The sequence below is a fragment of the Methanobrevibacter sp. 87.7 genome (assembly GCF_002208625.1).
Taxonomy (GTDB): domain Archaea; phylum Methanobacteriota; class Methanobacteria; order Methanobacteriales; family Methanobacteriaceae; genus Methanarmilla.
This window is the reverse complement of sequence record NZ_MRCT01000182.1, coordinates 1-3,212: the sequence shown is the minus strand read 5'-3', so window position 1 is coordinate 3,212 and position 3,212 is coordinate 1. Positions and strand designations below refer to the sequence as shown.

Annotated in this window: 2 protein-coding genes and 1 pseudogene; all 3 read right to left on the bottom strand. The window is 19.8% G+C overall.

What is annotated here, in order from left to right; genetic code table 11:
- Window positions 1-235 precede the first annotated feature (235 nt).
- Window positions 236-1,420 (bottom strand): hypothetical protein, encoded by a 1,185-nt coding sequence (locus BGI41_RS07365; protein ID WP_088540029.1) that lies wholly within the window; start codon window positions 1,418-1,420, stop codon window positions 236-238.
- 182 nt (window positions 1,421-1,602) lie between these two features.
- On the bottom strand, window positions 1,603-2,040 hold the full coding sequence (locus tag BGI41_RS07360; RefSeq protein WP_088540026.1) for a class III signal peptide-containing protein: 438 nt from the start codon (window positions 2,038-2,040) through the stop codon (window positions 1,603-1,605).
- Between the two features lie 126 nt (window positions 2,041-2,166).
- Window positions 2,167-2,940: pseudogene (locus BGI41_RS07355) on the bottom strand (prepilin peptidase); the annotation flags it as partial.
- Between the last annotated feature and the right edge of the window lie 272 nt (window positions 2,941-3,212).

Genomic DNA, 3,212 nt, shown 5'->3' with positions numbered 1-3,212 from the left:
AAAAAAAAATAACTAAATTAAAAAAACAAGTTAAAAAACAAAAAACAACAGAAAAATAACTAAATTAAAAAAACAAGTTAAAAAACAAAAAACAACATACAAAATTAATTAAAAACTAGAAAAAAAACAAAAAATAAATCTCTATAAAAAATTAGTTAAAATTATAAAAATATTAAATAAATTAAATTTAAAAAATAATTAAAAATTAAAAAATAGTAAAGAAGATAGTATAAAACTAATCTTTTTTATTTTCAAAGTCATCTAAGGTCTTATTTGAATTTTTATGATTATCTTTTTTAGATTTATCACTTACATCTTCAACTTTAGATTCCTTTTTAAGCTCATTGATTACTTTTTTCTCTTTATCTTCTTTAAGATTATTTATTTTAGACTTTTTATCTTCAATTTCTTTAGGTATATCTTCAACAATATGGATATTACCATTTTCAACTATTTCAGAATTTTTATCATCAGATTTAGATTCTTTATCATCATCAGAATCCTTATCATCAGAATCTTTAATATTATCCTCTTTTTTCTTATATTTATTTACATCAAAACCTTTTGTAAATTTAGCATAAGAATCAATGTCTGTTTTAGAAGATTTTGCTGATTTTCTTGATCTAACTGTATTTTTCCAGCCATAATAAATTTTATCTACAAACATACCAAGAATTGCAAAGATTATACCAATAATACCAGAAATTATATAAGCAGCCCATAATGGAGGCATTGTATTTTTACTTTTCTCAACAAAAGTTTCAACAGGTCCTTCTACTGTTGAAAATGGAATACCTGCTTCTTTCATGTTTTCTTCAACAGTATCAACATCATTAACATTCACATGTGCTTGAAGTCTAAAAGTTGTTGATAATGCATATAATGCATATGATTCAGATAAAAATTCTTCTAAATCATCTTTCATAGCTATTGGATCAGTATCATTTTTAACAGTTACATTAATAATACCTTGTTCACTGTTTATTTTAACATCTTTAACATGAGATGATTGATTGATGTTATGCATTATACTGTCTTTAATATAATCTGAATAATTCGAAGAGAAATTACTTGTCATTATCATTATACCTGACGTAGTAACTCCTTTTACACCTGGAACCTTTTTAATATTATTTTCCATATCTGTTATATTATTATCTGCTTGTGAACCTACATCTACATTAATGTATTCATCTTGTCCCGTAATCATTGCATCAACAGTACCAATTAATGCAGGAAATTCATCATAGACTGGGCTTATGAAAAATACACCACCAATTGCACCTAGTATAAATCCTATTGCAAGAATTCCAACTAAATCTTTTTTATCTAAATAAGGACTTAATACCGCTACAGAGAAAATGAATACCATTAAGAGTAGAAATAGTATAACATATAATAATATCATAAATACATCCATAGATTCACTCTCATAAAATTATATAAATTTTTAATTAGGTATATGTTTTTTAAAGTAATTATAAACTACTGTATATCTAATTTTAAACATGATATATTAATTAAAAATTATATTAATTTTTAGAATTCATTAAATATAATATTTTTTAATTTTATTAATATAAAACTATTATTTAAAAATACTTAATGAATATAAATTCTAATATTTGATGTATTATCTGGCCATTCAATTATTATTTTATTAAATCCTTTACTTAGTTTAATTTGAGGATTATTAAGATTATTACACTCTGTATTTAATTCTATATTTTTAATTGTATTATCTGATAATTTCAGACTCGTACTAACTTTATTATATGAAAAACTTATAATACAATCTTCAGGGATTGTTAAAAATATTACTCTTTTTGAACCAGATCCAGATGCATAAACTTCATTTATTCCTTTTACAACCTCAGATAATTCTGCTTTAGTATTATAAACATGAGTAACATCTATTGTATAATCAAGTGATGTTGATATTAATGGAATAAATATTATTGTAATTAAAGTTAATGATATTATAAAGATAAATAAATATTCAATAGACAATTGGCCTCTATTTGATTGTATTAAATTCATATAAACCACATAATCCAAAATTATAAAAATAAATAAATTATTTATCTAAATTAAACTTAAATAAAATAAATTTAAAATAAAAAAATAAATAAATTATTCATTTAAATTAAATTCAAATAATTAATTTTAAAATAAATTAAAACAATAAAATACTAAATTTCCATAAAATAATGTTATTAAGTAACCAATACATATTATTGGTGCAAATGGAATTTCTATTTTTATAAAAACATTTTTACTAATTAAATTATTATCTTTAAGATACTTTAAAATCTTAATATCATCAACACTTAAACCTGCAGAAGTTTGAGATTTTATAATAAATTCATTATTAAACTCTTTTATATAAAAATTATTCATATTACTAATATTATTTAAAATAAAATCATATGCAATTTTATTATTAAAATTTGTTTTATCTAAAATCATTCCTTCTTTTAATTCAGATATAGGAACAAGATATGTTGAAAACCTATTTGTAGAATTTAAGATATTAAAACTTAAAATTTCATATTTAATCCTAGTAATTAGATCTTTTTTATTATTTTTTAGTTTAAATATTAAAAGATATATGAAAATAAATGGAAAAGAAATTAAAAGACTATTTAATATTAAATCTAAAGTAAAAGGCCAAAAATGAAATAAATGATAATAATTTGATGGAATCATAAAAGCTATTCCAGTAAGTAGTTTAACATCACCACCAGCCCATAAACCTAAAATCCATAATAAATAAGAAATTATGAATATTGATATACCTGAAATTAATGAGGAGATTATGAAATATGGATTTTTAATTGATATTGTGAGAAATAAATTATAAAATAAACCAAGTAAAATCAATATTAAATTCAATTTATTACTGATAATATTATATCGTATATCTGTATGCTGCAATAATAGTAGAAAATAAAACTACAATTACTGGAATAATAAATATGTCCATGAATAAAAATAGTAGTAAAATAGAATAATATCTTAATCATTTAGTCTTTAAATAAAATATTTAATTTAATTTTATTATGAGTTTTAAGTAATTTTTATTATTAAAATTCATAGAATTAACTAATAATTTCTTATTAATTAAAATTTAATAATTTTAGATTAAAATTTATATTAATAAAATAAAACCTATTTTAATAAAAAAACTATAATAATCTAATTTAAACTAA